This window comes from Acidimicrobiales bacterium (genome assembly GCA_041394185.1).
Lineage (GTDB): Bacteria > Actinomycetota > Acidimicrobiia > Acidimicrobiales > Poriferisodalaceae > JAAETH01.
In genome coordinates, this window is record JAWKIQ010000002.1 from 277,311 (window position 1) to 298,768 (window position 21,458).

21 protein-coding genes and 1 tRNA gene are annotated in these 21,458 nt (G+C 65.4%); 3 read left to right on the forward strand and 19 right to left on the reverse strand.

What is annotated here, in order from left to right:
• Nucleotides 1–34: 34 nt before the first annotated feature.
• The 6 genes from R2770_08820 to R2770_08845 form a co-directional block, all read right to left on the reverse strand.
• The gene (locus tag R2770_08820) at nt 35–664 is read right to left on the reverse strand and encodes an NYN domain-containing protein (protein MEZ5280566.1); all 630 of its coding nucleotides are present in this window, start codon (nt 662–664) and stop codon (nt 35–37) included.
• 405 nt (nt 665–1,069) lie between these two features.
• Nucleotides 1,070–1,465: a hypothetical protein gene (locus R2770_08825; GenBank protein MEZ5280567.1), complete on the reverse strand. Its 396-nt coding sequence runs from the start codon at nt 1,463–1,465 to the stop codon at nt 1,070–1,072.
• A gap of 109 nt (nt 1,466–1,574) precedes the next feature.
• Nucleotides 1,575–2,723, reverse strand: coding sequence for a tyrosine-type recombinase/integrase (locus R2770_08830; protein MEZ5280568.1), 1,149 nt, complete (start codon nt 2,721–2,723; stop codon nt 1,575–1,577).
• 114 nt (nt 2,724–2,837) lie between these two features.
• Nucleotides 2,838–2,923: transfer RNA gene (locus R2770_08835), tRNA-Leu, on the reverse strand.
• Between the two features lie 39 nt (nt 2,924–2,962).
• A complete protein-coding gene (locus tag R2770_08840; protein ID MEZ5280569.1) occupies nt 2,963–4,879 on the reverse strand; it encodes an acetoacetate--CoA ligase in 1,917 nt (638 codons plus the stop codon).
• Nucleotides 4,880–4,888: 9 nt separating this feature from the next.
• Nucleotides 4,889–5,206, reverse strand: coding sequence for a hypothetical protein (locus R2770_08845; protein ID MEZ5280570.1), 318 nt, complete (start codon nt 5,204–5,206; stop codon nt 4,889–4,891).
• 78 nt (nt 5,207–5,284) lie between these two features.
• Here R2770_08845 and R2770_08850 point away from each other — a divergent pair, with 78 nt between their 5' ends.
• Nucleotides 5,285–6,967: an SLC13 family permease gene (locus R2770_08850; GenBank protein MEZ5280571.1), complete on the forward strand. Its 1,683-nt coding sequence runs from the start codon at nt 5,285–5,287 to the stop codon at nt 6,965–6,967.
• A 35-nt stretch (nt 6,968–7,002) separates the two neighbouring features.
• The gene (locus R2770_08855) at nt 7,003–7,953 is read left to right on the forward strand and encodes a PD-(D/E)XK nuclease family protein (GenBank protein ID MEZ5280572.1); all 951 of its coding nucleotides are present in this window, start codon (nt 7,003–7,005) and stop codon (nt 7,951–7,953) included.
• 29 nt (nt 7,954–7,982) lie between these two features.
• On the opposite strand, the gene R2770_08860 is transcribed toward R2770_08855, so the two are convergent.
• The 3 genes from R2770_08860 to R2770_08870 are packed head-to-tail and all read right to left on the reverse strand — an operon-like array spanning nt 7,983 to nt 9,977.
• Entirely contained in the window at nt 7,983–8,576 is a 594-nt protein-coding gene (locus tag R2770_08860) for a GNAT family protein (GenBank protein ID MEZ5280573.1), read from the reverse strand.
• Nucleotides 8,566–9,531, reverse strand: coding sequence for a hypothetical protein (locus R2770_08865; GenBank protein ID MEZ5280574.1), 966 nt, complete (start codon nt 9,529–9,531; stop codon nt 8,566–8,568). The genes R2770_08860 and R2770_08865 overlap by 11 nt, the downstream gene beginning before the upstream one ends.
• Nucleotides 9,528–9,977 carry a DUF501 domain-containing protein gene (locus tag R2770_08870; GenBank protein MEZ5280575.1) on the reverse strand — a complete coding sequence of 150 codons (450 nt, stop codon included), beginning with the start codon at nt 9,975–9,977 and terminating at the stop codon, nt 9,528–9,530. Before R2770_08870 ends, R2770_08865 begins: the two co-directional genes overlap by 4 nt.
• A 122-nt stretch (nt 9,978–10,099) precedes the next feature.
• On the opposite strand from R2770_08870, the gene R2770_08875 reads away from it, so the two are divergent.
• Nucleotides 10,100–11,809, forward strand: coding sequence for an ATPase, T2SS/T4P/T4SS family (locus R2770_08875; GenBank protein ID MEZ5280576.1), 1,710 nt, complete (start codon nt 10,100–10,102; stop codon nt 11,807–11,809).
• 9 nt (nt 11,810–11,818) lie between these two features.
• Here the strand turns inward: R2770_08875 and R2770_08880 are convergent, their stop codons facing one another.
• The 10 genes from R2770_08880 to R2770_08925 all read right to left on the reverse strand — a co-directional run bounded on the left by R2770_08880 (nt 11,819) and on the right by R2770_08925 (nt 21,446).
• On the reverse strand, nt 11,819–13,630 hold the full coding sequence (locus R2770_08880) for a hypothetical protein (GenBank protein MEZ5280577.1): 1,812 nt from the start codon (nt 13,628–13,630) through the stop codon (nt 11,819–11,821).
• A gap of 13 nt (nt 13,631–13,643) precedes the next feature.
• Nucleotides 13,644–15,566 carry an Hsp70 family protein gene (locus tag R2770_08885; GenBank protein MEZ5280578.1) on the reverse strand — a complete coding sequence of 641 codons (1,923 nt, stop codon included), beginning with the start codon at nt 15,564–15,566 and terminating at the stop codon, nt 13,644–13,646.
• A gap of 92 nt (nt 15,567–15,658) precedes the next feature.
• Complete coding sequence (locus tag R2770_08890; protein MEZ5280579.1) at nt 15,659–16,345, reverse strand: SRPBCC family protein; 687 nt, start codon at nt 16,343–16,345, stop codon at nt 15,659–15,661.
• Nucleotides 16,336–16,893, reverse strand: a complete 558-nt coding sequence (locus tag R2770_08895) for a nucleotidyltransferase family protein (protein MEZ5280580.1) — start codon at nt 16,891–16,893, stop codon at nt 16,336–16,338. Before R2770_08895 ends, R2770_08890 begins: the two co-directional genes overlap by 10 nt.
• Nucleotides 16,890–17,672 (reverse strand): XdhC/CoxI family protein, encoded by a 783-nt coding sequence (locus tag R2770_08900; protein MEZ5280581.1) that lies wholly within the window; start codon nt 17,670–17,672, stop codon nt 16,890–16,892. The genes R2770_08895 and R2770_08900 overlap by 4 nt, the downstream gene beginning before the upstream one ends.
• Nucleotides 17,673–17,990 (reverse strand): XdhC family protein, encoded by a 318-nt coding sequence (locus tag R2770_08905; protein ID MEZ5280582.1) that lies wholly within the window; start codon nt 17,988–17,990, stop codon nt 17,673–17,675.
• Nucleotides 17,991–18,044: 54 nt separating this feature from the next.
• Complete coding sequence (locus R2770_08910; protein ID MEZ5280583.1) at nt 18,045–19,214, reverse strand: VWA domain-containing protein; 1,170 nt, start codon at nt 19,212–19,214, stop codon at nt 18,045–18,047.
• Nucleotides 19,174–20,049, reverse strand: a complete 876-nt coding sequence (locus R2770_08915; protein ID MEZ5280584.1) for a MoxR family ATPase — start codon at nt 20,047–20,049, stop codon at nt 19,174–19,176. Before R2770_08915 ends, R2770_08910 begins: the two co-directional genes overlap by 41 nt.
• Nucleotides 20,050–20,092: 43 nt before the next feature.
• Nucleotides 20,093–20,920, reverse strand: coding sequence for a xanthine dehydrogenase family protein subunit M (locus R2770_08920; protein ID MEZ5280585.1), 828 nt, complete (start codon nt 20,918–20,920; stop codon nt 20,093–20,095).
• A gap of 10 nt (nt 20,921–20,930) precedes the next feature.
• Nucleotides 20,931–21,446, reverse strand: a complete 516-nt coding sequence (locus tag R2770_08925) for a (2Fe-2S)-binding protein (GenBank protein ID MEZ5280586.1) — start codon at nt 21,444–21,446, stop codon at nt 20,931–20,933.
• Nucleotides 21,447–21,458 lie beyond the last annotated feature (12 nt).

Sequence of the window (21,458 nt, forward strand, 5' to 3'; positions counted from 1 at the left end):
CTATCGTTCACCACTCTGGCGCCTCGGGGGCCCGTTACACGCCCGGTGGCAGCCACCCCTGCGGAGCGGTGAGCCGCACCCCGCGCGCCGTCACGACCGTCGAAGGCAGCCGGTTCGACCGGAACCGCCTACCAGGGATCGTGAAGTAGGCATCGGCGTGCAGCTTGAGTTCCGTCGAGCCCCGCTTTGGGGGCGTCGCCACGATGACTCGCTTCTGCGGATACCGCCGGCGAACCGTCGTGATCGGAGGGGTGAGGTCGGAGTCACCCGACACGAGCAGGGCCACATCGAACAAGTTGTCGACAGCGTCCTCGAACATGGCAAGCGAGATGTTGACGTCGGTCTTCTTCTCCTCCTGACTCTTCCAGGATGCGCCACAGGCGCGACAGCTGACCGTCTTGCTCAGGTAGTAGCCCTTGACGATGTCGACGATTCCGCCGTGAGCTTCCAGCGCATCCCAGTAGAGCGACTGCCGCTTCGCCTTCGCCTGCGACTTGGGCGTAGGGGCGGTGAAGTACCGAACTTGATCCAGGCGCTGGTCTGGCCGGAGGAGTGACCCGCACAGTCCGAAGAGATCGAGCCAGCGCGAGCTGCGAAGCCCTGCGGCCATCATCCCGTGATACAGGTTGTAGCCATCGATGTAAGCGATCACTCGTTCGGTCATTCGGAGAGCACACTATCGACGAAGTGGGCCACGATCGACGGTGTCTCTGCCGCGACTGCCTTGACCGAATGTCGCCTTATGCCGATACTATGGATGTACCCCGCCGGGATGAGTAACCCCGGCACCGCGGCCCCGGCCTCGCGCCGGGGCTGTGCTCTTTTTCGACAGGCCGTGATCGTCACGAGAGAGGGCATTCGCAATGGGATATCGGCCTCCACGGCCCGTTTCGAGATGCCGATGGCGGAACTCATCGCGTGAGTCTTCGCCGTGGTCCTCGTCGATCCTCTGACAAGTCCTCGGCCTTCGAATCGTCTGCCCCCAACCGCATCACCCGAACGGGCCAGGGAGAGTCTGAGAGGCCGCACCCGACGCAACGTAGGAGGACGGCGGACGAGTCCCCAGGCCCTAGAAGCCGAGTCTTCCGTCCGATGGTCCTACGTCGGTCCCGCGGCCAAGGGGCCGGTCCTCGATCCAGCCGCGGGACTTCGAGTAGAAGGAGTAGCCCTTGGCTTCTGCCGTTAGCCAACCACCATCAAAGCGGTCCCAGCCCAGAAGGTATCCAAGGGTGCCGAACATGAACGCCTCATCGGGACCCAACGCCTTGATCTCGAACAGCCACTCGTCAGGTAACACGATCTCGGTCTCGGGCACTCTGAAGCTCCTGGCCACATCTTCGAACGGCCCCCCAATGCTGGCGGCATCGATTGACCTGACCTCCACGTACGTCCGGCCTTCAGCCGTGTCGACCTCGACGACGACACCCGGACCGCGCCACCCGTTTTCCACGGGAAGCTCGGACATAGACGCTGTGCCGTGCAGTCTGTAGAGACCTGGAGAAGATCGCAGCTGCTCGGCGATGTCCTCGATCGTCGTCGGCTGGGCGAAATGAACCCACCAAACCAGATACATGTCAGCCCGCCTCCGTACCGAAGATCCGATCGGCCACCAAGTCGGCGGCTTCTCGGCCGATGCCCGGGGTCACGTGCGAGTACAAGTCGAGCGTGATTCCTGTCGTGGCGTGACCTAGGCGGTCGGAAACGACCTTGGGGTGGACGCCGGCCTTGAGCGCCAAGGTCGCGTAGGTGTGCCTCAGGTCGTGAAGGCGGATCGATCGGAGATCGGCTTCACGAACGTGAGCACGGAAGGCTCTCGTCACCTTGTCGGGATGTAGGGGACGACCGAGTTCGTCGGTGAAGACGAGATCGCGGTCGTTCATCCACGCTTCGCCGAGGGCCAGGCGCTCTTCCTTCTGACGCACGCGATGACGACGCAGGACATCGACCGTCGTGGGGTCGAGGTAGAGGCTGCGACGGCTGCGCTTCGTCTTCGGCGTGTCGAACTGCGGCGCGTAGCTAATAGTGACGATCGTTTGGGTGATCCGCAGATCGCCTGAATCGAGATCGACGTCTCGCCAGCGCAGGCCCAGCGCCTCGCCGCGGCGCATGCCCGTGGTGGCGAACAGGATCCACAGGGCGTACAGCCGGTCGTCGGCGACGTGGGAGAAGAAGTCGCGCAGCTCGTCGCTCGACCAGGTGACACGCTCGGTCTCGTCGTCGGCTGGCGGACGGGCGACAGCGGCAGGATTGCGGGGTAGCAGCTCCAGTCGCTCGGCGTCGGCCAGCGCCTTGCGCAGAACGGTGTGCGTGTTGCGAACGGTCTTGGGCGACAAGGGCCGACCTCGATGACCACCCGTCTCGCCGAGGTCTCGGTACAAGTCCTCGACGTGTTTCGGCCGAAGCCCCTGGAGAGGCAGAGATCCGATCTTGGCGTCGATGCGCTCGACGATGGTTCCGTACGACGCCCAGGTGGTCGCCTTCAGCTGCTGGCGCTGGCCGATGAGCCAATCGGCCAGGTACTCCCCTACCGTGACGGACGATCTGGACACCGCCGAACCAGCCCGGACCGAGGACAACAGATCGCCCAGAGCCGCCTCGGCTTCCTTCTTCGTGCGGAACCCCTGCTTGGACATCTGGCGCCGCCGCCCTGTGGCCGGATCGGGCCCCAGGTCGGCTCGATAGCCGTAGCTGTTGTTGCGCTTGTACACCGATCCGCGTGCCATGAGAGGGCACGCTACACACCCGACGCGCACAAATCCGTGCGCGTTTTGTGCGCGTTTTCGATTTCGAGCCGTTTCGCCAACGAGCGAAGAAGCGACAAGACCCCTGGTCAGAGGTGCCCGGAGCGGGGTTCGAACCCGCACGCTCCTTTCGGAGCCGGGGGGTTTAAGCCCCCTGCGTCTGCCAATTCCGCCATCCGGGCCGGGTGCGGCTTGACGCGAAGGTACTCGCCTGCGGGCGATCAGGTGGCGAGGTCGGGGTGGTCGGCGAAGGCTTCGAGAGCCTCGGGGTTTGCCAGTGCTTCGATGTTCTTGACCGGTCGGCCGTGAACGATCTCGCGGACGGCTAGCTCGGTGGACTTGCCCGACCGAGTTCGGGGGATGTCTGGCACCTGGGCGACCACGGCGGGAACGTGGCGCGGCGTGGCACCTGCGCGGACCGCGGCGCGGATGCGGTCGCGCAGCTCGTCGTCGAGCACCAAGCCGTCGCGGAGCTTGACGAACAGCACCACGCGGACATCGGCACCGATCTGCTGGCCGATGACGAGGCTCTCGAGCACCTCGTCGAAGCGATCGACCAGGCGGTAGATCTCGGCGGTACCGATGCGCACGCCTCCCGGGTTGAGGGTGGCGTCGCTGCGACCGTGGATGACGAAGCCACCAGCCGGTGTGCGCTCGGCGAAGTCGCCCTGGTGCCACATCCCTTCGAAGCGCTCGAAGTAGGCAGCCCGGTACCGCTCGTCGCCGGAGTCGTTCCAGAAGCCGAGCGGCATCGATGGGAACGGGTTGCGACACACCAACTCGCCGCGCTGGCCCACGGGGGCAGGCAGGCCATCGTCGTCGACCACCTGGGTATCGAGGCCCAGGGTCGGGCCCTGGATGTCGCCTGCGACAACACGTCGGGTCGGGTATCCGGCCACCAGGCAGCCGCAGAGATCGGTGCCACCACTGATCGACGCCAGGTGGACATGCGGAGCAACAGCGTCGTAGACGAAACGAAAACCCTCGGCCATGAGGGGCGAGCCCGTCGATGCGATCGTGCGAACGGTGTCGAGCCCGTGTGTGTCGACCGGCCGAAGACCTGCCTTGTCGACCGACTCGATGAACTTGGCCGACGTACCGAACAGCGTTGCCCCGACCTCGTCGGCCAGGTCGAACAAGCGGTTGCCGTCGGGGTGGAAGGGCGAACCGTCGTAGAGGACAACGGTGGCGCCCGCCGCCAAACCCGACGCAAGCCAGTTCCACATCATCCACCCAGCGGTGGTGAAGTAGAGCACCCGGTCGCCGGGCCTGACATCGGAGTGCAGAACGTGTTCGGTCAGGTGTTTCAGCAGCACTCCCCCGGCACGGTGGACGATGCACTTGGGTTTGCCGGTGGTGCCCGACGAATAGAGGATGTACCACGGGTGGTCGAACTCGAACCGCTGGAACGTCGGGTCGATCTCGGGCCGGGCCAATACGGCCTCTGACCACGAATCGGCATCGAGCGAGGATGTGTCGAGCCCGACGAATGAGACGACCCATGTTGCCGCCAACGAATCGATCGAAGCGGCGACCTGGGCCAGCTCGGAACGGCGATCGAAAACCCGGCCGCCGTAGCGATAGCCGTCGACACCGACCAGCAGCTTCGGCTCGACCTGCTGGAAACGGTCGAGAACGCCGTCGACCCCGAAATCGGGCGAGGTCGATGTGAACACAGCCCCGATGGAAGCGGCGGCCAGCATGACGACGTAGGTCTCGCCGATGTTGGGAAGCCAAGCGGCGACACGGTCGCCAGGCCCGATACCCAGATCGCGCATGGCAGCCGCAGCCTTGGCCACCAGCGACCGCAGCTGGGTGCGTGTCAGCTCGCGGTCGCAAGCCCGATCTTCACCCCGACATATCAGAGCGACCTCGGCACCGTCACGCAAGAGGTTCTCGGCGACATTGAGCTTGGCGTCCGGGAAGAACCGCGCCTGCCAGAAATGCTCGCCTGGTTCGAAGACCCGATCGCCCTTGTGGCCCACAACCCCGGCGAAGTCCCACAGCGCAGACCAGAAGTCCTCGACGTTGTCGACAGACCACGGGTGAAGCTGGTCGGCCGCCACCCCGACAAAGCCGGCGAAGCGGGACCAGTTGGTCGAAGCTGGGTCGGGCGGGCTCCACAACACTTCGGACATGGGGCGAGCCTAGGCCGCCATGGCATCGGTACCGGAAAGGGCCTGCCACAGCACGGCCCTGGCCTTGGATGCCTCGGCACCCGAGAGCGAGTTGGCGACCACCACACCCTCGACCAGGTCGGCCAGGACCGCCGCAAACGGGCGGCCCTTGACCCGCACAGCGACGACGACATCGCGCCCGGTTCGCCGAAGCGTACGGTCGACGTCGCCGATGCGCGGTGGGCTCTTGAACGCGGGCGCGACCAGGCCGATGCGGCGAGCTTCGTCGGCAACGCAGCGCGCTGCGAGGGCAAAGCGCATGGATGGGGCTTGTTGGATGGAAGCCACGTTGGTCACGTGTTCATCTAACACAGGGGGTGGGACGGTCGACCGGTACCTGCGTAGCCCTAGGAGTTGGTCTTCCCTATGCCAATCGATGCATGGATCACCACCGCAGTGCTGGTGACGACTCTTGGTGCTCTCTTCAGCGGCCGTGTCGGCCCGGCGCCAGCCATGTTGGCGTCCACGGCGAGCCTGTACGTCCTGGGAGTCACGGACAGCCGGGAGGCCTTTGGAGGGTTCTCAGCGAATGCCCCGTGGGTGATCGCCGGGCTCTACGTCATCGCCGGCGTTGTCCAGCAGACCGGAGCGATGGCCGGACAGGTCGCGAGGCTGATGCCCAAGAACGGGTCGGCCCGAAGGTCGCTGGCGAGGCTGCTGACCCCGGTGGGTCTGATATCGGCGCTGGTGGCGAACACACCGGTCGTCGCGACCCTGGTGCCTGCGATTACCCGCTGGACCAACGCCCGAGGCAAGCACCCCGGGCCATACCTGATGCCGCTGTCGTTCGCCACGATCCTGGGAGGCACCCTCACGGTCATCGGCTCGTCGACCAACGTCGCTGCATCTGGACTGCTGGCGACCGCCGGCCACGAATCGATAGCGATGTTCGAACTGTTTCCCGTCGCCGCTCCGGCGGTGATCGTCGGTCTGATCTATCTGGTGATGGCCACCCCGAGGATGCTTCGCACCAGTCACGACATCGCCGACGACGCGGTCGCGGACATGTACACCGGCCGCTTCGTGGTGCGAGATGAAGGCCTGCTGGGCGACGTCACCGCCGCCTCGTTGCGAGATCAGATCACCGGGGTCGAGTCGATCGAACGCAACGGTGCCGAACTGCAGGACGACCAGATGGTCTCGTCGGGCGATGTAGTGATCGTCGTAGGTCCGGCCGTGGCCCTGATCGCCGCCCGAGAGGCCTTGGCTTCGCGCCCGGTGCAGGAAATGGGCCAGCGATACTTCGAGGCCGTCGTGGCTCCGGGCAGCTCACACAAGGGAAGCATGCTCGGCGAAACTGCCACCTCGACTCACGTCTTCGCCAGGCGTCTGGATCGTCACTACACACCGGGGTCGCCTATAGCTAGAGGCGAGACAGTGCTGGTGTGCGCCAACCCGAGCTCGATGCGCGCGACGTCTTGGACCTCGGAGTTCAGCCTGGCGGTGCGCCTCGACATGCCTCCGTCGCGGCCTCATCTGACCAAGCGCGTGATTCCTATCGCGATGGCGACCATTGTTGCGGCCTCGTTCGACCCGATCGGCATCCTGCGAGCCGTCATCTGCGGGGTGGGCGCCCTGGTGCTCACCGGAACGGTGAGGCCTCGTGAAGCCCTGCGCTTCGTGAACATCGAGGTCGTCGTGCTGATCGGAGCCGCCCTGGGCATCGGCGCAGCGGTTGAACAATCGGGGTTGGCTTCGGCGATCGTCGACCAGATAGCGGCCGCGGCCGGGTCGACCGAGCCCGTCATCGGGGTTGTGGTCCTGTTGGTGGCAACCGTCGTGATGACAGAGATGCTGACCAACGTGGCAGCAGTTGCGATTCTGGTTCCGGTGGCCCTGCAACTGGGTCCGGAACTGGCGGTGGACGAGCGCCAACTGGCCCTGGCCGTGGTGGTCGCAGCGTCGGCGTCATTCCTCACCCCGTTCGGCTACCAGACAAACACGATGGTGTGGCGGCCCGGCGGCTACGACATCACAGACTTCACCCGCCTGGGAGCACCTCTGACCGTGCTGGTGCTGGCCACCTTGACCGCAGGCGTGATGATCTAGCCGTCTGCGACGCGAAGGATTGATACGTTGACCCGGTGGCAGCAGAGCTTCCCCGGCTGAACCCGACTCAGCAAGACAACCTCGACCTGCTGCGGCCGCCGATGGATGAGCGGCCCTCGTACCCATCGACGCTGAAGATCGAGTTGAGACACCAGCTCGAGCGCGACTTGGTGACCATCATCGACCGCTACGCCGAAGCGACCGAGGGCAAGCAGCTGTTCGTCGGCAAACGTCAGCTCGCCGCCGTTCACGGATGCCAGGCCCGCTACCTGGCCGAGGCCGAGTCGAAGTTCGAATGGAGTGCCCCGATGGCCAGGGGCACGATCGTGCACAAGGCGATAGAGCTGTCGCTGCACCTTCGGGGGCAAAGAGACCCGAGCGACCTGATCGACGACGCCATGGCGAGGATCATCGATCGAGAGAACTCGCTGGGAGACTTCCTGTCTCGCTGCGACGAGGCGACCCTGGCCGAGCTACGCAGCGAGACCGCCTCTTTGACCGCCGGCTTTCTGGACACGTTCCCACCCCTGCGCAAGGGTTGGCGCCCCGCAACCGAGGTGTCGAAACGAATCGAGTTGTGCGACGACCATCTGGTTCTGGCCGGCAAGTTCGACCTGACCCTGGGCATGCCTTCGGACACCACAGCGGGCCGGGTCATCATCGACATCAAGACCGGAGGCAACTCGGGCGAACACCGCCAGGACCTGCGTTTCTATGCGCTGATAGAAACCCTCGTCACGGGTGTTCCCCCCTTGGCGATCGCTACCCACTACGTCGAGTCGGGTCGCCTCGAACGAGAGCAGGTCACCGAGGCCATGCTGATTTCGACCCTGAAACGCACCATCGACGGTGTAGCAACCCTGGCCCGGCTGGCGATCGACCAAAGCCAGCCTTCTTACAAGCCCGGCCCAGGGTGCCGGTGGTGTCCGGCGTTCGCCAAGTGCGCCACAGGCCAGGCATGGGTGAGCGAAGACGACGCCTGGTGAGGCCAACCCAGCGACCCCTGGGTTGATCCTCAGCGGCTGACGATTGCGCGCAGCTCGGTTCGGCGCTGAAGCCATTCCTCGGAGGTCAGCGCATAACGCACGTGATCTTCCCAGACGCCGTTGATCTCGAGGTACTTCTGGGCAACACCTTCCTGACGAATGCCCAGCTTCTCGACGACCCGCCGGCTGCGCGAGTTGCGAGGGATGATCGAGATCTCGACCCGATGCAGGCGTACCTCCTCGAAGGCCAGCCCCATGACGGCGACCAACGCCTCGGGCGCAATTCCCAGCCCGGCGCACTGCTCGTCGACCCAGTAGCCGATGTCGCCAGACTGAAATGGACCGCGACGAACATTAGAGAGGTTCATCTCGCCCACGAACCGTCGGTCGAGGAAGATGCCGTGGGCATAGGCCACGCCCAACTGGCGCTCACGGTCTCGAGAGGCGCATCGGGTGGCGAACGCGACCGGGTCGGTGGCGGGGTCGGGGCTGCCATCGGGCCTCATCGGCTCCCAGACCTTGAGGTACTCGCTGCAGCGGAGGCGTACCTCGCTCCACATCGGGAAATCGGAAGCGCGCAAGGCTCGCAGCAACAAGCGCGACGTGTGGAGCTCACCGACCATGTGTGCTCCCGTCGGCCGATTCGCCGGCCTCGACTGCTGCTATCAGCCCGTCGAGGATGTCGTGTTCGCGAACGATCACCTCGTCGAGACCGAAGAACCGCATGATGCCGACGAAGATCGCGCACCCGGCGACGATGACATCGGCCCGGGCTTCGAGCAGACCTGGATTGTGGATTCGGTCTGCGAGTGGCTCGGTGGCGAGCGTCCGAAAGACATCCTCGGCAGCGGCGCGCGTGAGCACGAACCCATCTATGACGTCGGGGTCGTAATCGACCATCCCGATCTCGACCGCGGCGATGGTCGTGGCCGTGCCCGCGACACCGACAAAACGAGATGCCCCAGCCGCAGCAGGCAGATCGCGAACAACGTCGTCGAGATGGGCCTCGATGACGCTGAGCATTGCAGACAGTTCCTCAGGCCTGGGCGGGTCGTGCTCGACGTATGCATCGGTGAACCGCACCGACCCCATGTCGATCGACACCGCGCCTTCGAGGGTCGCAACGCCTTCGACGACCTTCCCCACCGAGAACTCGGTGGATCCGCCGCCGATGTCGAACACCGTGACCGAGCCACCGCCGTCGAGTCCGCCCGCTGCCCCTGCGAAGCTGAGAGACGCCTCGCGTTCGCCGGTGATCACCGTGGGGCGCACACCCAGTGCTGCGTCGGCAGCATCGAAGAACTGAGCCGCGTTCGCAGCGTCGCGCGACGCAGACGTCGCGATGACCCCGATGTCGCGAGAAGCCACCCCGTGCTGATCGATTAGCCCTCGATAGTGGCCCAACACGGCGACACACCGCTCGATGGCTTCGTCGGACATTCGGCCCGTCTTGGCCAGCCCGCGCCCGAGGCCGGTGATCTGCGAGGTGCGAACGAGGTCTCGGCCATCCTGGCTGACCAGAAGGCGCGTCGTGTTGGACCCGCAGTCGACCGCAGCTATGGGGCGTCCCGAAGTCAAAGGATCTCCTGGAGGTGTTCGTGGACCCAACGGCCGACCGGGTCGTCGCCGCCTGCGAGATGGTAGGCGTAGTGGGCGTGTAGACACTTGACGCCCTGTCGAGTGCCGCCGACGCCACCCGAAGGCAAGGGCCCATCGTGGTCGTCTGGCAACAGCGCATCTCGCTCGCAGCGATAGCGCTCGTGCGCTGCGGCGAGTTCGTCGGGGTCGACGTCGGATTCGGCTCGACGAACCCCGTATGCGGCTTCGAGGCGTCCCACGGCCACACGTTCGTGATCGCCCACCAGCCAGTACAGGGTCGGCATCGGAGTTCCGTCGTCGAGGAGGGGCGAGTTGCGCAAGACCACGGGCGCACCCACATCGTTGCGCGCCACGATTTCGAAGTGGCCCTGAGGTCGTCGTCCGAGAAGCTCGGTGACCGCTTCGAGATCTTCGGGACTCAACACGCACCGCATCGTATTCGCGCAGGCACCCGCAAATGGCCGCCACAAAACCGCCGACGCGAGAATCGTGCGGCTAGGCGACACGAACCCTTGAAGTCGAGGGGACTGTTGCCGAAGGAGTTCTCGTGAGTGAGAACGCCACGCGGACCCGACGGCAGTTGGGTGACATCCTCATAGCCAACGGCGTGATCTCCGTCGACCAGCTCCAGACCGCGCTCGAGGAGCAGGCCAGGACGAAGAAACGCCTCGGCGACATACTCGTCGATTCGGGCGTCCTCTTCCCGGGCGACCTCTACAAGGCGCTGGCCGACCAGCAAGACATCGAGGTCGTCGACCTCGAAAACCAGCGTCCCGACCCGATCTTCGCTCGCAAGGTTCCCGAAACCCTCGCCCGACGCATCAAAGCGGTGGCCCTGTCGGAAACCTCCGACGGCAAGCTGCGCGTGGCGATGGCCGAACCGTTCGACGTATTCGCGATCGACGACCTGCGCGCTGCGACCGGTTCGCGAATCATGCCAGTGCTGGCTTCACAAGAGCAGCTCGACCGGGTACTCAACTCGATCTACGAGGACGGCAAGGCAGAAGAAGCCGTTCGCAACGCCGCCAGCCAGATGGGCCCCAAGGACAACGCCGGCCTGGCCGAGATGGGCGAACTGGTCGACGACGGCCCGATCGTAAAGTTCATCGACCTGCTGCTGAAGCGAGCCATTCAAGAACGCGCTTCCGACATTCACGTCGAAGCGGCCGAAGACGGGCTCCGAATCCGGTTCCGCATCGACGGCGTGCTGAAAGACGTGATGCGCTCGCCCAAGTCGGTTCAGTCGGGCGTGTTGTCCCGATTCAAGATCATCGCCGAGTTGGACATCGCCGAAAAGCGAGTTCCCCAAGACGGCCGCACCTCGGTGAAGGTCGGAGACCGCGTCGTAGACCTTCGTATCGTCACCGTTCCGACGGTCTATGGCGAATCGGTGGTTCTGCGCATTCTCGACCAGGGCACCAACAGCCTCGACATCGAAGACCTGGGCATGCACCCGAGGTCTCGTAAACGTTTCGAGTGGGCTTACAACAAGCCGGCGGGCGGTGTGCTGGTCACGGGACCCACCGGCTCGGGCAAGACGACCACGCTGTACTCGACTCTCAACGCGCTGAACGATCCGACCACGGCCATCGTCACGGTCGAAGACCCGGTCGAGTACCGCATCGATGGCATCAAGCAGATGCAGATGAACGCCAAGGCCGGCTTGACGTTTGCTTCGTCGCTTCGAGCCATCCTGCGAGCCGACCCCGACGTAGTCCTGGTGGGCGAGATCCGCGACGTCGAGACCGCCCAGATCGCGGCCGAGGCCGCCCTCACGGGCCACCTCGTGCTGTCGACCCTTCACACCAACGACTCGGCGTCGACTCCACTTCGCCTGATCGAGATGGGCCTGGAGCCGTTCATGGTCACGGCTGCCATCACATGCGTGGTCGCCCAGCGTCTCGCCAGGAAGCTGTGCCCACACTGCGCCCAGCCAGACGATCCAGATCCGGCCGACCTCAAGGCCGCCGGGTGGCAGGACGGCCTGATCCGTGCCTCCGACATCGACACACCCCGGTGGATGCGGCCGGTCGGTTGCTCGAAGTGCTCGAACACCGGCTTCAAGGGTCGATTCGGTGTACACGAGGTGCTGCTCATCTCACCCGAGATCCAGCACATGATCCTGAACCATTCCTCGTCGTCCGACATCAAGCGTCAGGCGCAAAAGGAAGGCATGTTGACCATGCGCCAAGACGGCCTGATCAAGGCTGCCAAGGGCATGACAACCATCAAGGAACTCGGACGCTCGGTCGCCTGAGCCGGCCGCTCACCTGGCTCGGTATACGTAGCTGACTCCGCTGTCGGTCGAGACCCACACGTAGTCGCCGAACACAACCGGCTTTTGAGGGCCACCCGGAACCGTGAACTGGGTGACTATCTCGTAGGTCGACGGGTCGAAGACGGTGACGGTGTTGCTGAGGTTGTTGGCAACCCACAACACGTCCAACCCCGGCGTCGGCATGTAGGCCCCGTCGGCCATGTTGCGGAATTCGGTTCCGTAGTTCGAGGGGTCGATCACGTACAGGTCTGGCGACGTAGCACCCGCAACCGTGACCTTGTCGTAGGCGACCACGGGCCTATACGGCTGGGTTCCGACCGTGATGGTGGTGATGACCTTGAAGCTCGACGGGTCGATGACGCTGACCGTGTTCTCGCCGTGATTGGGCACCCAGATTCGGCCGTAGCCAGCGGACGCGGTGTAGGGCTTTTGCCCCACAGGTATGACCGCTCGCTGCACGAACGTCTTGGCATCGAACACCACGACGCGATCCTGGTCGACGTCGCAGAACCAGATGAGACCGTTGTCGATGATGGGCGATTGCCCGCCCCCGCCGATGGGGATCGTGGCGATGACGTTGAGGGTGTCGTGGTCGATGACCGTGATGGTGCCGTCGCCCCTGTTGGACACATAGGCCCAGCCGTCGTAGTGCGGAGGGGTCCTGGGCTGGCTGCCGGTGGCTATGGTCTTCAAGACCTTCCGGGTGGCAGCGTCGATAACCGTCACCGTGCCGTCGCTGTTGTTTGGAACCCAGATCTTGTCGCCACCCAACGACACCGGGAACGGTTCGTCGCCAACCGGGATGGTGTCGACGACGGTGAGCGTCTCGCGATCGACGACCGACACCGTGTCCTCGGTGCGGTTCGGAATCCACATCATGCCGAACCCAGCCCTGCCCTGCCACGAACCATCGCCGACTGTGAAGGTGCCAAACAGTTCGATGCTGTCGGCGGTGACCTTGGGCACCGGATACGACGCGGCTATCGACACCACCGGAGTAGGCAGATCGAGATCGGCCACACTGCCGAGGAATGCCAGCTCGGAGAACACGAACGCTCCCCCATCGGACGCGACCATCGTGTAGCCGGCGCCATATGCGATGCCGCCGATGACGGGTTCGTCCAGCGCGATTCCGCCCAACGAGCCGCGGAACGGCGCTCGGAAGGCGAAGATCCCTCCGTCGCCGGCGGTGAGCCAATAGCCCTCGCCATCTGGATCTGGGATGAGCGCGTTGACAGGCTGATCCAGGGCTATTCCGCCCATCGATCCCCAGAACTTGGCCGACCCGAAAGCGAACACGCCACCATCGGTTCCGACCATGTAATAACCCTTGCCGTCCGGCATGGCGACCGCGTCGATCACAGGACCGTCGAGGTCGAGATTCTCGACACCACCGAAGTTGGTGGCGTCGCCAAAGGTCAGCACCCGCCCACGAGTGGTGAACACCCAATATCCCTCACCCGAGGGGGTCACCGAGATGGCCGACGGCGTCTCGCCCGTGTCCAGCGACGCCATGTCGACATCGCCGAAGTGCATTGCAGAGCCGCGGGTGTGTACCACCCCGTTGTCGGTGAGAACCCAGAGCGACATCCGCGGCCCCGACGCCATGTCGACAGCCGTGCCGAATACCGGGACGTACTGCTCGGCGCCCCCGAACGCGTAGATGTTGCCCGACTGGTCGAGGATCCAGTAGCCGTCGCTGGGCTCGGCCGCCTGGGCACCCCTGGCATCGACCGCGACGAGAGCCGTGATGGACATCGCCACCGCCAGTGCGACTCGCATGATGCTTCGTGGTGTCATCTGGATGCTCCGGTCATGAGTAGCTGAGTTGTACGAACGTTCCGGGATCGAGCGCCGTGCCGGCTGGCGGGCTCGTGCCTCCGACGAGATCGCTGCAGCGCTGCCCACATGATGACGTGAGGCCGGCAGCCGCAATCCGCTGCACTGCCTGCTGGCCCGTCAGACCCGCGACCCCCGGAACGAACGCCTGCTGAGGCTGCGTGGTCGGCGGGGACGATGTGGTCGTAGTGGCGACCGTCGTCGTGGTCGCCGCTGCGGTCGTGGTGGTTGTTGTTGTTGCGGTTGTCGTGGTGGTCAGCGGTTGGGTGGTCGTTACAGCGGTGGTGGTTTCGGTTCGCGCGGTCGTGACCGGCCTGGCGGCCGTCGTGGTGGTCTGAGCAACGCTGGAAGAAGTGGTCGTCGAGGTGCTGTCGGCGCTCAGCAAAGCGGTCTCGCCCGCAGAGTCGGATTGGGGTTGTGAGGTGGTCGTAGTCGAGCTCGTCGTCGTGGACGCCACCGTCGTAGACGTAGTAGTCGATGGTGAATTGTCGACCACGGTCGCCTCGGCACTTGGCTCGGTGCTGGCTGTTGTGGCCGCCTGAGAGCTGTCGTCGCCGCGGGTGAGGGCCAAGGCCAGGCCCACTGCTGCTACCAAAGCGACCGACGCAACCAACACAAGCACACGACGTCGAGGCTTTGGCGGAGCAGATCTGTCGACGCTGTGGATGTGAATCTCGGGGGGATCGACAAGCGGGGCCGAGATGGCGGCCGCCCCAGAAACAGTGGGGGCCAACACCTCGACATCGTCGCTGCGTTCGCCCTCCGGTGGCTCGGGACCGGGCTCGGGTGGCGGAAGAGGCGGAGGCGGCGGCGCAGGCACTGCCGCAGCCATCTTCGGTTCTGGGGCACTGGGCCTCGAAGCCCCCAGGGCCACCAGGTGTTTGGGATGGGCATCGACGGCGACTGGCCTGCCGAGGTCGGACGCCACCATCTGACCGATGAGCGGGATGCGGCTGCTGCCGCCCACCAGCAAGACGACATCGACATCGTCGACGGTGAGGTGGGCGCCGGCGACCGCCCGCTTCATCGCCGAAACCGCGTTCAGGAGGCTGGGCCGGATGAGGTCCTCGAACTCGCTGCGCGTGAGCCTCACCTCGGTGTGCACGGTCGGCAACACGACGGGAATCGAGACCTTGGTGTCGAACGACAACGCCTCTTTGGCCTCGACACACTCGAACCTGAGGCGAGCAACCGCGGCCTGGGTGACCGGGTCGGTTCGGTCCAGGCCGGTGAGTGCATCGCCCAGGAACTGGGCCACAAAGCCGAACACCGCCTCGTCGAAGTCGACACCGCCCAACCGTTCGATTCCCTCCGGCCGACCGAGAATCTCGAAGCCCTCGGAGGTCTTGCGAAGCACCGAGGCGTCGAACGTGCCGCCTCCCAAGTCGAATACGGCAACCACCCTGCCGGATTCGGTGCGGTCGAACGAGGCGTACTCGATTGCAGCCGCTTCGGGCTCTGGGAGCAAGGTCACGCCCTCGATCGATTCGAGAGCAAGTGCCTGTTGCAGAAGGTCGAGCTTGTAGGACCCCCAGTTCGCCGGATGGGTCAAGGCGATCTGTTCGGGCAGCGAGCCCTCTCGTTCGGCGACCGTGTCGACCACCCAACGAAGCAGCTTCGCCGAGAGCGCCTCGGCAGCGTAGGGACTGCCGCCCACCAGCATCGGAGTCGGATCGCCAACGCGGCGCTTGAACTGGCGCGCCACCCGGTTGGGCTCGCGAAGCGCGCGCCTGTTCGCGGCCTCGCCGGCCAGAATCGTGCCATCGTCTTGGATGAATACGACGGACGGAATGGTGGCCGAGCGCGTTCCTAGCTCGAACACCTCGCTGCGCCCGGCTTTGTGAACCGCTGCGGCTGTGTATGTGGTGCCCAAGTCGACACCAAGCCTGTAGCTCAACGGATCCAACCTCGCCTCTTGCTAGCCCAGGACTCTAGTTCGGGCTCACTGGCGAGGCCACCGCCGGCGCTGGCCCAGCGCCGGCGCTGCGATCAGCTGGACTTGCGGCGGCGCAGAACCAGCAGCAGCACGATCAAGGCCACCAGCAACGGAGCCGCGCGCTTGAGCACCGGCGCACCGGCTGTGTCGAGCAGGTCGACGGGCTTTGCCTCGGGCATGTCGATCTTGCGAGGGCCAGACGGCGCAGCAGACTCGTTGCTGGGAGCATCCTGGGGCCCATCCGCGACCGCGCCGTCGTCCTCGGTCGCAGAAGCGGCCTCGGGCGCCTCAGCCCCGGTGGCCTCGAGCTTGGCTTCGAGACACTCTACGAATTGGCCGAGCAGCTTCTCGGAGACGTCGGCCATGACGCCACGACCGAACTGGGCGACCTTGCCGGTGACCTTGAGATCGGTGGAGATCTCGGCCTTGGTACCCCCGCCGTCTGGGGTGAGTTGCAGGGTCACCGTAGCGCTGGCGTTGCCCTGACCCCTGGTGTCGCGGCCCGAGGCGTCGATGACGGCCTTGTGGTTGGCGTCGTCTTTCTCGATGAACTTGGCCACGCCCTTGTACTGGGCCGTGATCGGGCCCACCTTGACCTTGACCGAACCCTTGTATTCGTCTCCGTCGATCTCGGTCAGTTGGGCACCCGGCATGCACGGTGCGATGCCCTCGACGTCGGTGAGGGTCGCCCAGGCAACATCGATCGGTGCGTCAACGCGAAACTCGTTGTTCAGCTCCATGAGCTCAGGTCCTCCAGGGTGTCGATGTCGTCGCTACGGCCTCTACACGCTACCCGCTCGACCTCGTCTGACCTCGTACGCAGCACATGGCGCGCACCATGGTCGCCCTCGGTCGGCAAGTCGGGCCACACCGATCGGCCGAGCCGCACCGGATTACCCCTGACATCGCCGTAGACCGCAGCTGCAAGAGGTGCCTTCGAGTCGCGCAGAGCTCTCCAGCACTCGACATCGACACCCGGCTGGTCAGCCAGGCCAAAGACCGCGGCATCGTGTGGCCGACCCTGGAGGTACTCGACAGCAGAATTCAGCGAGGTCGCCTGGCCCTGGGCCCAGCGCGGATTGTGAACCACTGTGACGCCCACCGGAATCAGTTCGGTGAGATCACACGAACCGGTGACTACGACGACCTCGTCGAAACCAGCACGCAGCACCACGCCGAGCGCCGTTTCGAACACCGTCGCGTCGCCGATTCGAGCGAGGAGCTTGTGGGTCGATCCCTCGAACCTCGAGCCAGCACCGGCGGCCAGCAACACCGCGGCGCAGGTCAATGGATGGATCCGTCGCGATCGCGAAGGTTTGGCGCGGTGCGACCGGTGCGCGAGGCAATGATTTCGGCCACGATCGACACGGCAGTCTCCTCCGGCGACCGGGCACCGATGTCGAGCCCAATCGGAGCCATTATTCGCTCGATCTCGGCATCGGTGACCCCGACCTCGCGCAATCGCTCGTTACGGGTGTCGGTGGTCCGCCGGCTGCCCATGGCCCCGATGTATCCCACGCGGCTCTTGAGCGCCGAGGTGATGGCAGGAACGTCGAACTTGTTGTCGTGGGTCAGGACACAAACCGCATCCCTGGGGCCCAGCGAGTCTCCGATACGGTCGAGCAACCGGTTGGGCCAGTCGACGACGACCTCGTCTGCCATGGGAAACCGGCGCTTGGTGGCAAACACCTCGCGGGCATCACACCCCGTGACCCTGTAGCCCAAGAGCTTGCCTTGAGCTGCCAACGCTCGGGTGAAATCGACTGCACCGAAGATCACCAACTGGTGTCGGGCGGCGTGTGTTTCGATGAACACCGACACCTCGGTTTGGCGCGCCTCACCGTTGGGCCCATAGTGCCGAACGCCCGATGTTCCAGCGTCGAGTTCGGCCATGGCGTCGCGCTCGACTACCCGGTCGAGGCCCTCGTTGCCGAGACTGCCGACCGACTCTGCACCAGAGCGCAGGAGCAGCTTCGAGCCGAGGCCAGGGCCTTCGATGACCGTGGCCAGGGCCACCGGTGTCTCTGCTCGCAACGCGTCGCGAAACAGCTCATAGATCTGCGACATCTACCAGTCCAGCTCTTCGAGGAACAGATGAATGGTGCCACCGCAGGTCAGCCCCACAGCGAAGGCCTCGTCGTCGGAATAGCCAAACGTCACCACGCCCGGAGCCCGCTGGCCGTCCAGCAGCTGCAGGGCTTCGCCCACAACGGCGCCCTCGACGCAGCCTCCCGAAACCGACCCGGCGACCTCGCCGTCCTCGCTGACGGCCATTGCCGCGCCAGGGTCGCGAGGACCCGAACCCTCGATGTCGACGACGCGGGCCACCGCTATGCGCTTTCCGCCGCGCCGCCACCGCTCGATGTCGTCGAGTATCTCGATCACGTCGCACCTCCAGGCAAGAGCGCTGTCACCTCGAAGGCTAGCCCCACGCCAGCATCACGACTGCTGCCCGATGAGGCGTGCCAACGCCTCGATCGACTCGAACGCATGGCCCTCGACGAACTGGTCGACATGTGGCAGCGCTGCGGCCATGCCCTGAGCCAGTGGCGCATAACCCGGCGTGTATTTGAGCGGGTTGACCCAGACCAGATCGTGGGTTACCCGATGCAGACGCTGCATCTGGGCGCCGAGTTCGGCGGCGTCGCCGCGATCCCATCCGTCGCTGAGAATTACCACCACCGCGCCGCGAGCCAGACCCCGCACCCCCCATTCGTCGTTGAAGGACCGCAACGTCTCACCGAGGCGGGTGCCTCCCGACCAGTCCTTCACCGAATCGGAGGCAGCTCGCATGGCGGCGTCTGGGTCGCGGCTCTGCAGCTCGCGGGTGACGCGGGTGAGCCTGGTGCCGATGGTGAAGGCCTCGACGCGAGTACGCCCCACCACCGCGGCATGGGCGAAGCGCAACAGAGCACGCGCATAGGCCTCCATCGACCCGGACACGTCGACCAGCAGGATCAGGCGACGAGGGCGGCGATCGGGTCGACGGAAGTCCCGGCGGATGGGCTCGCCACCCGTCGCCAGGGCGCGTCTGACGGTTCGAGCCAGGTCTGGGCGCCGGGTCTTTCGTTTCGACCGTGCCAGCCTTCGGCTGGTCTTGGTGCTGACGCTCCAGCGAAGGTCTCGCATCATGTTCTGGATCTGCTCGAGCTCGGCGTCGGAACAATCGGCAAAGTCCTTGGCGGCCAGCACCTCGCGGTCGCTCCAGCGCACCTCGATTATCGGACCCTCGTGCACCTCTGCGTCACCGTCGTCTGGGATGTCGTCGGGGCCGGCATCGGTGGCAAGCAGGAATTCGATGGTTTCCTCGGCCACATCGGCCGGTCGCTCGAGCGGCTCGAAGCGTTCCCAGAAGACCCGGAAGGCAGCGTCGTAGGTCTTGCGGTCGCGAGGGTCGGAGGTCAGCGTCGCAAGACCGGCCCAGTAGACGTGGTCGCGTCTGGTGATGTCGATCTGCTCGAGCGCGGCCACAAAGCCCATCGTGCGGGCGGGGACCACGTCGATGCCCGCTCCGCGCAGGATTCGGCTGAAAGCGACGGCGATGCGTTCGATCGGGGCCGCTGCGACATCAGCCACGTTTGAGCGACGCCACCAGATGATCGAGGCCATAGGTCGTGACCTTGGCCTGGTCCTCTCGGTACTTGAGCACCGTGCCGATAGTGGCGGCTACGACCCTCTCATCGATCTCGGCGGCGCCAAGCGTGGCCAGCGCGGTCGCCCAGTCGATGGTCTCTGCAACGCCGGGAGGCTTGTACAGCCCGATGTCTCGCATGGTGGCAGCCGCGCCCGCGACCTGCCGTGCCAGGGCATCGGAGACGCCGCGAGCCTTCAACTCGATGATGCGCACCTCACGCTCGAAATCGGGGTGTTCGACCCAGTGGTAAAGGCAACGCCGCTTCAAGGCGTCGTGAACATCGCGAGTGCGGTTGGAGGTGATGATGACGATGGGCGGCGTCGGAGCCCGATAGGTGCCCAACTCGGGAATGGTCACCGTGTAGTCGCTGAGGACCTCCAGCAAGAAGGCCTCGAACTCGTCGTCTGCCCGGTCGACCTCGTCGATGAGCAGGATCGGCGGCACCGCGGCGGCCGGGTCGAGAGCCCGCAGCAGAGGCCGCTTGACCAAGAAACGCTCGGAGTAGAGCTCGTGCTCGAGTTGATCGGCGCGGCCTTGGGCATCGCCGCTGGCCTCTGCCGTTCGCAGGTGTAGCAACTGGCGCGTGTAGTCCCACTCGTACAGGGCTTGCGACGCGTCGATGCCCTCGTAGCACTGCAGGCGGATCAGCTCGCCACCGGTGGCTGCGGCGAGCACCTTGGCGACTTCGGTCTTGCCGACGCCGGCCTCACCCTCGAGCAGCAGAGGTCTACCGAGGGCAACCGCCAGGTGGATGATGGTCGCCAAGCCCTGATCGGCCAGATAGCCGTGGGCCTCGAGCGTCGAGGCCACGGCATCAGGCGACGTCCCGAGCATGGGGCTCGGGCGGGCAGAGTCAGGCAACGCCCGCAGCCTCGAGGGCCCGCCTGGTGAGCACGCGTGCCAGATGCTCGCGATACTCGGGGCTGGCGTTCAGGTCGGTCGGCGGCTCTGTGCCGTCGGCAGCGGCCTGGGCTGCGTCTGCTGCGCTGGCGCCACCGGCGAGCGCGGCCTCGACCGCCGATGCCCGCAGCGGGGTAGAGCCCATGTTCACCAGGCTGACACCCGTGAGGCCGTCGCCGACTACGGCGGCGACCCCAACGATGGCCCAGTCCTGGGCTCGTCGGTTGAACTTCTGATAGTTCCAGCCGGCCCCGGGGCATTTCGGCAGACGGATCTCGGTGAGCATCTCGTCAGCTGCCAACGCCGACTCGAAATAGCCGGTGAAGAAATCTGCTGCGGCTATTTCGCGGCTGCCGTTGGGGCCCTGCGCCACGAGGGTTCCGCCGAGCGCCAGAACGGCGGCCGGCAGATCGGACGCCGGGTCGCTGTGGGCGAGGGTTCCGCCGAGGGTTCCGCGATGGCGCACCTGTGGATCTCCGACCACATGGGCCACAGCCGGCAGAATCGGGCATTGGTCGGCAAGCAGCTGGCTGGTCTCGAGCATGCGATGGGTGGTGAGGGCGCCGATGGCGAGGTGGTCGCCGACGTCGTTGATGTAGCGGAGGTCGTCGACACGACCGACGTCGACCACGACGGTTGGAACCGCCAGACGCAGCTTCATCATGGGGACCAGGGAATGGCCACCGGCCAGGAGTTTGGCCTCGTCGCCGTGCTCGACGAGCAGCGAGACCGCTTCCTCGGCCGAACCGGCCCTGACGTAGTCGAATGCGGCTGGGATCATCGTTGCCTCCTCAGCTCTCGACCGGCTGGCCGCTGGCGGCCAGGACCGCCTTGACGATGTTGTGATAACCGGTGCAGCGGCACAGGTTGCCTTCGAGGCCCTCGCGAACCTCTCGCTCGGTCGGCTTGGGGTTCTCGTCCAAGAGGCTCACGGCGGCCATGACCATGCCAGGTGTGCAGTAGCCGCACTGCAGGCCGTGGTTCTGCCGGAATGCTTCCTGCATCGGATGCAGCTCGGTGGCGCTGGGCGCCAGACCCTCGATGGTCACTACGTGTCCGCCATCGGCCTGCACCGCAAGGACCGTGCACGACTTCACCGATTCGCCGTCGAGGTGGACCGTGCACGCACCACAGGACGACGTGTCGCATCCGATGTTCGTCCCGGTGAGACCGACGTCTTCACGCAGGTAGTGCACGAGAAGCCGCCGAGGCTCGACGTCGGCCGAGGTCGGCTGCCCGTTGACGGTGATGTTGATCTCCACAGATCCCCCTGGAGGCAGGTTGGCAACCCCGCCATCATGCCTCATGTGCACGCCGTT